Origin of the sequence: Sphaerisporangium aureirubrum (genome assembly GCF_042658925.1) — a bacterium.
In the GTDB taxonomy this organism is placed as follows: Bacteria; Actinomycetota; Actinomycetes; order Streptosporangiales; family Streptosporangiaceae; genus Sphaerisporangium; species Sphaerisporangium aureirubrum.
In genome coordinates this window covers 1-7681 of the sequence record NZ_JBHSRF010000151.1, presented here as the reverse complement: position 1 = coordinate 7681, position 7681 = coordinate 1, and the positions used below count along the sequence as shown (strand labels likewise).

6 protein-coding genes are annotated in these 7681 nt (G+C 71.0%); 3 read left to right on the top strand and 3 right to left on the bottom strand.

Translation table 11 applies throughout. The features are described 5' to 3' along the window. The first annotated feature begins 494 nt into the window (after positions 1-494). Positions 495-1472: a pectate lyase family protein gene (locus tag ACFP1K_RS40565; protein ID WP_380763825.1), complete on the top strand. Its 978-nt coding sequence runs from the start codon at positions 495-497 to the stop codon at positions 1470-1472. Between the two features lie 110 nt (positions 1473-1582). Here ACFP1K_RS40565 and ACFP1K_RS40560 read toward each other — a convergent pair whose 3' ends face one another. Beyond that, complete coding sequence (locus tag ACFP1K_RS40560) at positions 1583-2923, bottom strand: M20/M25/M40 family metallo-hydrolase (RefSeq protein ID WP_380763823.1); 1341 nt, start codon at positions 2921-2923, stop codon at positions 1583-1585. 330 nt (positions 2924-3253) lie between these two features. On the opposite strand from ACFP1K_RS40560, the gene ACFP1K_RS40555 reads away from it, so the two are divergent. Beyond that, positions 3254-4645, top strand: coding sequence for an aspartate aminotransferase family protein (locus tag ACFP1K_RS40555; RefSeq protein ID WP_380763821.1), 1392 nt, complete (start codon positions 3254-3256; stop codon positions 4643-4645). A gap of 67 nt (positions 4646-4712) precedes the next feature. Continuing rightward, positions 4713-5825, top strand: coding sequence for an alanine dehydrogenase (gene ald, locus ACFP1K_RS40550; RefSeq protein ID WP_380763819.1), 1113 nt, complete (start codon positions 4713-4715; stop codon positions 5823-5825). A 12-nt stretch (positions 5826-5837) separates the two neighbouring features. Here the strand turns inward: ald and ACFP1K_RS40545 are convergent, their stop codons facing one another. Together ACFP1K_RS40545 and ACFP1K_RS40540 are read right to left on the bottom strand one after the other, a co-directional pair. Further along, a complete protein-coding gene (locus ACFP1K_RS40545) occupies positions 5838-7259 on the bottom strand; it encodes a tetratricopeptide repeat protein (protein WP_380763817.1) in 1422 nt (473 codons plus the stop codon). A gap of 121 nt (positions 7260-7380) precedes the next feature. After that, positions 7381-7668 carry a cupredoxin domain-containing protein gene (locus ACFP1K_RS40540; RefSeq protein ID WP_380763827.1) on the bottom strand — a complete coding sequence of 96 codons (288 nt, stop codon included), beginning with the start codon at positions 7666-7668 and terminating at the stop codon, positions 7381-7383. Positions 7669-7681 lie beyond the last annotated feature (13 nt).

Below are 7681 nucleotides of genomic sequence, written 5' to 3'. Positions count from 1 at the left end.
GAGCCGGGCAGACCGGAGGCAGCGTCGCCTCCATCCCCTACTCCTACTCCTGTGACACCCCCTCGCAGGTGAAGTCCATCGTCACCGGCGGCGCCGGGTCCGGGAGGATCAACATCTGACCGTCCGCCTGGTCTCCCCTGCCTGTCCACCCAGGCCGGGAGGGCCGTCCGGCGGGTGCCGCGCCGCCCCGGATCCACGGATCCGGGGCGGCGTCGTTCCCGGACATCGGACGGCGCGGCGAGTGCACCGGGGCCTCGATTTGAACGTTTCAGCTCGTTCACGTACATGAAACACGCCGAGGGCGGTGCGACCGCCGAGTGCACAGGTAGAAGGCATCGCGAACCCCGGCATTAACTCCGATGTTTCACAGATGTTGCCGACGGCATTGACAGCGATCGTGGCTTATCTACCTTTGAGTTGTTCGTAGTCGTGTATGGCATCCACATATGTGAATCCGTGAGATGCCAGAGGTCCTATCAATCAAGGAGTTTCCCGTGAGGAGAACGAAGGCGAGCATCCTGCTCACCCTGACGGCCGCCGCCGGTCTGACGCTGGCCGGGTCCGTTGCCGACAGCGCGGCCGCCACCCCCGCCCACCAGCAGATCGCCCTCGCGGGCCCCGCGGACCTGGTCGGCTGGGCCACCCAGGGCGGCGGCACCTCCGGCGGCGGCGGCGCGCCGCCGACCACGGTGACCAGCGCCTCGGCGCTCACCAGCGCGCTGACCGCGTCGGGCGCCGGGGTGGTCCGCGTCTCGGGCACCATCAACTGCTCGGGCATGCTGCGCGTCGCGTCCAACAAGAGCGTTCTCGGCAACTCCGGCGCCACCCTGGTCGGCTGCGGCCTGAACGTCTCCAACGCCTCGAACGTGATCATCCGGAACCTGACCTTCCGGAACTGGGGCGACGACGCGATCAACGTCCAGTACTCCACCCGGGTCTGGATCGGCAACAACACCCTCAGCAACGGCAGCGACGGCGCGATCGACATCAAGCGCGCCAGTGACTTCGTGACGGTCTCCTGGAACCGGGTCTTCAGCCACGACAAGACGATGCTGCTCGGCCACAGCGACGACAACGGCGGCGAGGACCGCGGCCACCTGCGCGTCACCTACCACCACAACTACTTCGACGGCACCAACCAGCGCCATCCGCGGGTCCGCTTCGGCAACCCCGTGCACGTCTTCAACAACTTCTACCGCAGCGTCGGCGGCTACGGCGTCGCCTCCACCGAGGGCGCCGGCGTCCTGGTCGAGTGCAACTACTTCGAGAACACCAGCGACCCGTACCACCTCGGCGAGGCCGACTCCGGTCCCGGCACGCTGGTCGCCCGCAACAACCACAAGGTGAACTCGGGAGCCGGGCAGACCGGCGGCAGCGTCGCCTCCATCCCGTACTCCTACTCCTGTGACACGCCGTCGCAGGTGAAGTCCATCGTGACCGGCGGCGCGGGCGCCGGCCGCGTCGGCGTCTGAGCCGTCCACCCGGCCCGGACCAGGGCGCCGCCCGGATCAGCGGATCCGGGCGGCGCCTTCGTCATGCGCGGAGTCCCACAGCGCGGCACGGACCAGGGGAACTCCGCATGTCACAGCTCGGCGTAGTCGGCCAGGAACAGGGCCTCGGTGACGGCCGTGCGGCACAGCTCCTGGAGGTCCACCCGCTCGTTGGGCGCGTGGATCGCCGCCTCCTCGTCCTCCGCGCCGAACAGCAGGATCTCGGCGGCGGGGAACAGCTTGGCGAACGTCGCGACCAGCGGGATGGATCCGCCCGAGCCGATGTCGCGCGGCGAGCGGCCGTAGGCGCGCTTCATCGCGCGGTTGAGCGCCGACCGGGCCCGGCCGCCGGTGTCCGCGAGGTAGCCCGAGCCGAGCACCTGGTCGGTGACCTGGACCTGGACGCCCCACGGCGCGGCCCGCCGCAGGTGACCGACCACGTCCGCGGCGGCCGCCGAGGGGTCGCTCCCGGGCGGCACCCGGACGGTGACCCTGGCCCGCGCAACGGCCTGCACGGCGTTGACCGCGCCGCGCACCGTCGGCACGTCCAGGCCGGTGACCGTGATGGCGTACGACGCCCAGAGCCGGTCGGCGAGCGGGCCGGAGCCGCTCAGCGCCACGCCGTCGACCACGCCGGCGGTGGCGCGGAACTCCTCCTCGGACGGCCCGGTGCCGAGGAACACGCCCCTGGGCAGGCCGGGCACCCGGATGTCGCCGTTGTCGTCGTGCAGCGAGGCGAGGACGCGGATCAGGGCGGCCAGCGCGTCCGGCGCGGCGCCGCCGAAGGAGCCGCTGTGCAGGGCCTCCTTCAGCGTGCGCACCTCGACGGTGAACGCGGCGAGGCCCCGCAGGGACGTGGTGACCGCGGGGTCGCCGACGGCGGGGTTGCCGGTGTCGGCCACGATGATGGCGTCCGCCCGGACCAGCTCGGGGTTGCGCTCGACGAACCGCTCCAGCCGCTCGCCCGCGTACTCTTCCTGGCCCTCGATGATGACCTTGACGCCCACCGGGAAGCGGCCCTGGAACGCGCGCAGCGCCAGCACGTGCGAGATGAGGCCCGACTTGTCGTCCGCGGCGCCCCGGCCGTACAGCCGGCCGTCGATCAGGGTGGGGCTGAAGGCGGGGGTGCGCCACAGGGACTCGTCCCCGGCCGGCTGCACGTCGTAGTGCGCGTAGAGCAAGACGGTGGGTGCTCCGGGCGGCGCGGGGGCCTCGGCGTACACGGCGGGGAAGCTGCCCTCGACCGGGATGCGCTGGACGTGCGGCAGGCCCGTGGAGCGCAGCAGCTCTTCGGTCATCGCCGCGGCCGCGTGCACCGCCTCCTCGGGGTGGCCGGGGAAGGCGACCGAGGGGATGGCCACGAGCCGGGTCAGGTCTTCCACGGCACGCGGCATGCCGGCACTGACGGCGTACTCGATCTCCTCAGGGGTCACTGGGTGTGTCTCCCGCATTCTTCTCGGGTGTGATTCGACACATTGCACCACAGGTGAGAGGCCACTCGGACCGCCGTCGGCGATCTGTGGAAAGCCCCGCGGCGTTTGCCCCAGCCGTCCCCCATATTGCCGGAGCCTTGGCTCTGTAGGGGTTTGCGATCCCGCTCGCGTGGCAGTTGATCTGCGACACTCGCAAACGGATTTCGTCGTTGTTACATACCGATCTCGCGGATTCCGAAGTTCTTGCATAGTGTCACCACGCAACCGGTTGTAATCATGCGTCTGCACCATGCACACTGAGGTAAGCCGAGATCACTGAGGAAGATATCCATGACGCGACCCGAGACCGACACGGCCGCCGTCCTGAAGGCCGCCCAGGACAACCTGTGGATGCACTTCACCAGGCACAGCTCCTACGACGCCGGCGAAGTGCCGATGATCACCCGTGGTGACGGTGCGTACATCTACGACATCCACGGCAAGCGCTACCTGGACGGTTTGTCCGGGCTGTTCGTCGTCCAGGTGGGTCACGGGCGTGCCGAGCTGGCCGAGGCCGCGGCCAAGCAGGCGCAGGAGCTCGCGTTCTTCCCTCTGTGGTCGTACGCCCACCCCAAGGCCGCCGAGCTGGCCTCCCGGCTCGCCGAGCTGACGCCGGGCGACCTGAACCGCGTGTTCTTCACCACCGGCGGCGGCGAGGCCGTCGAGTCGGCGTGGAAGCTCGCCAAGCAGTACTTCAAGATCACCGGCAGGCCGGACAAGTACAAGGTGATCAGCCGGTCGATCGCGTACCACGGCACCCCGCAGGGCGCGTTGTCCATCACCGGCATCCCGGCGTTCAAGGCACCGTTCGAGCCGCTGGTGCCCGGGTCCGTCCGGGTGCCCAACACGAACTACTACCGCGCGGACGAGATCACCGGAATGCCCGGGATGACCCCCGAGCAGTTCGGCCGCTGGGCCGCCGACCAGATCGGCAAGGCGATCGAGATGGAGGGGCCCGACACCGTCGCGGCCGTCTTCGTCGAGCCCGTGCAGAACGCCGGCGGGTGCTTCCCGCCGCCGCCCGGGTACTTCCAGCGCCTGCGGGAGATCTGCGACCAGCACGACGTGCTGCTGGTGTCGGACGAGGTCATCTGCGCGTTCGGGCGGCTCGGCACGATGTTCGGCGGCCAGAAGTTCGACTACGTGCCGGACATCATCACCTGCGCCAAGGGCCTGACCAGCGGATACTCGCCGATCGGCGCCATGATCGCCTCCGAGCGGCTGTTCGAGCCCTTCGCGTCGGGCACCACCACGTTCAGCCACGGGTACACCTTCGGCGGCCACCCCGTCTCGGCGGCGGTGGCGCTGGCCAACCTCGACCTGTTCGAGCGGGAGGACCTGCTCGGTCACGTCCAGCGCAACGAGCCCGTGTTCCGGGCCAAGCTGGAGACGCTGCGCGACCTGCCCATCGTCGGCGACGTGCGCGGCGCCGGGTACTTCTACGGGATCGAACTGGTCAAGGACCGCGACACCAAGGAGACCTTCGACGACGAGGAGTCCGAGCGGCTCCTGCGCGGTTTCCTGTCCAAGGCGCTGTACGAGGCCGGGCTCTACTGCCGCGCGGACGACCGCGGCGACCCGGTCGTGCAGCTCGCCCCGCCGCTGACCTGCGGCCCGGAGGAGTTCGACGAGATCGAGTCGATCCTCCGCTCCGTCCTCACCGAAGCCTGGAAGCGGCTGTAGGGCGGGACCACGTCCGGCGGACGGGCGCCGGGCGTCACCCTTGAGCTAATCCTGAAAGGATCTCGCGATGAAGATCGGCGTGCCTGCCGAGGTCAAGAACCACGAGTACCGAGTCGCCGCGACGCCGGCGGGCGTGCACGAGCTCGTCCGCCACGGCCACGACGTGTACGTGCAGCGTGGCGCGGGCCTCGGCTCGCACATCGGCGACGAGGACTACCTGTTCGCCGGTGCGAAGATCCTGGACACCGCGGACGAGGTGTGGGGCCAGGCCGACCTGGTGCTGAAGGTCAAGGAGCCCATCGCGGAGGAGTACCACCGCATGCGCGAGGGCCAGGTGCTGTTCACGTACCTCCACCTCGCCGCGTCGCGGCAGTGCACCGACGCGCTCCTCTCGCGCGGCGTGACGGCCATCGCGTACGAGACCGTGCAGGTGGGGCGCGGCCTTCCGCTGCTGGCCCCCATGTCCGAGGTGGCCGGCCGTCTCGCGCCGCAGGTGGGCGCGTACAACCTGATGCGCTTCAACGGCGGGCGCGGGGTACTCCCCGGCGGCGTCCCTGGTGTCGCCCCCGCCAAGTTCGTGGTGATCGGCGGCGGCGTCTCGGGCCTGAACGCCGCCCAGGTGGCCGTGGGCATGGGCGCCGACGTCACGATCCTCGACGTCAACATCGACCGCCTCCGCGAGATCGACGCCATCTACCAGGGGCGCCTGCGCACCATCGTCTCCACGCGGTACGCCATCGAGCAGGCCGTCGTGGAGGCCGACCTGGTGATCGGCGCCGTCCTCATCCCGGGTGCCAAGGCCCCGACCCTTGTCTCCAACGAGCTGGTCTCCCGCATGAAGCCCGGCTCGGTGCTGGTCGACATCGCCATCGACCAGGGCGGCTGCTTCGAGGACTCCCGTCCCACCACGCACGCCGAACCCACCTACCGGGTCCACGACAGCATCTTCTACTGCGTCGCCAACATGCCCGGCTCGGTGGCCAACACCTCCACCTACGCCCTGACCAACGCCACGCTGCCCTACGCGGTGAAGCTGGCGGACAAGGGCTGGCTGGAGGCCCTGCGCCACGACCCGTCGCTGGCCCTGGGCCTGAGCACCCACGCTCACACGCTCACCAACGCGCAGGTCGCCGAGGCCCACGCACTCCCGCACATCCCGGTCGCCGAAGTTCTCGTCTGACCCCCCTGCGGGTCAGGTGGTGCCGAGGCGCTTGCGCAGGTCCCGGCAGGTGGAGAGGACGTGTTCCACCTCGGTGGGCGTGGGCCAGGGGGCCGTGCCGGGGCGGATCAAGGTCAGCCGGACCGAGGCCAGGTGCTCTATGGCCGAGGTGGGCAGGCCGCTCTGGTCGGTCAGCCAGGTGATCAGGTCGGCGGGATGGTCGCGGCGGCGGGTCAGGCAGTCCCAGGTGCCGAGGATCTCGGTGAGATCGGGGAGGCGCAGCGTGGTGCCGCCGCGGCGGCCCGCGGCGGCGGCGGCCAGCTCGGCCCGAGCGGTCAGCTCGGGCTCGACGGGACGGTCCCAGATCGACGCCTGACGGGCGGTGAAGTGCGCGTCCGGCTCCAGGGCGGCGAGTTCCTGCGCAGCTCCCGGGTGGCCGTGGCCGGCGGCCTGGCGGAGCCAGTGCCGGCCGCCGCGCAGGTCGTTGTGCTCGGCGATGAGCAGCAGGCCGAAGTTGTACGCCGCCTCGGGATCGCCGCCCGCGGCGGCCCGGCCGAACCAGTGCCCGGCGGCGGCGGGGTCCTCCAGCTCGACGCACACGAAGCCGGCCATCCGCTGGTCCTCCAGCCGGCCGAAGTGGGCACCCCGTTCGAACCACGCGCGGGCGGTGCGCAGGTCCCGGCGGGCCAGGGCGAGGCGTCCGAGCTGGGAGGCCGCGCCGGGGTGGTCGGCCTTGGCCGCCAGGCGGTACAGGGACTCGGCGCCCTCGGGGTCGCGGGTCGCGTGCAGCAGGCGCCCGAGGTGGTAGGCGGCGTCCGCGTGCCCGGCGCGGGCCGCGTACTCCCACCACGCGCGGGCCCGCGTCTCGTCGCCGGACGCGTAGGCGAGGAACGCGAGGTCGTGCGCCGAGGCGAGGTCCCCTGCCGTGGCGGCGCGGTGGTGCCAGTCGCGGGCGGCGGTGTCCTCGCCGACGTCCTCGCACAGCAGTGCCAGCCGCCGCGCGGCGGGGCGGGACCCGGCCGCGGCGGCGCTCTCGAACCAGCGGCGGGCCCGCCGCACGTCCCCGCGCTGCTCCAGCAGCAGCGTGGCGAGGTTCACCGCGGCCTCGGCGTCCCCGGCGCCCGCGGCGAGCTCGTACCAGGTGATCGCCTCGTCGACGCTGCCGTGCTTCTCGTGCCAAACGCCGAGGTTGTACGCGCTGTCGATGTTCCCGGCGCCCGCGGCCCGCTCCCACCAGTGGCGCGCGGCCGACCGGTCGCCGCGCCGCGCGTACAGCCGCCCGAGCCGGTGCGCCGCCCCGGCGTCCCCGGCCTGCGCGGCGCTCAGCAGTTCACCTTCCCCGGACTCGCCCGCCCCCGGGCCCGGTCCGGACGGCTCGGCGGGCTCGGGCGAACGGGGCATGGGGACGGCGGGCCGGGCGACGGCCGCGTCCGGTTCACCCTGCCACCACGTCATGGGGGACAGAGTCGCACGCGATTCAAAGAGATGGAACATAATCGACGGCATCTTGCCGTCCGGCGAAAGGCGTTTGACCCGCCCACGACAAGGGGATATGCCCCGCCGCACCGGAGATAGGTCAGGAACTCCCTCGATCCTTTATGTCGATAAATCCGACATACATCCCCATCCCACAAACAAACCGCACCCGCCCCACCGGCTGCGCCGGCAACCGCACCACCCTCTCCCCACCCACCGGCACCACAACTTCCCGCCCCAAAACAACCACCGACCTCCCACACCCCGGATCCCCCACCGCCCGAAACACCACCTCCACCCCCCGCCCAGCCCCCACCACCACAACCCCCGGCCGATACCCCCCCTCCGTAACCCAAACAGTAACAACCTGAACCCCCCCACCCCCCACCCCACTACCGGTC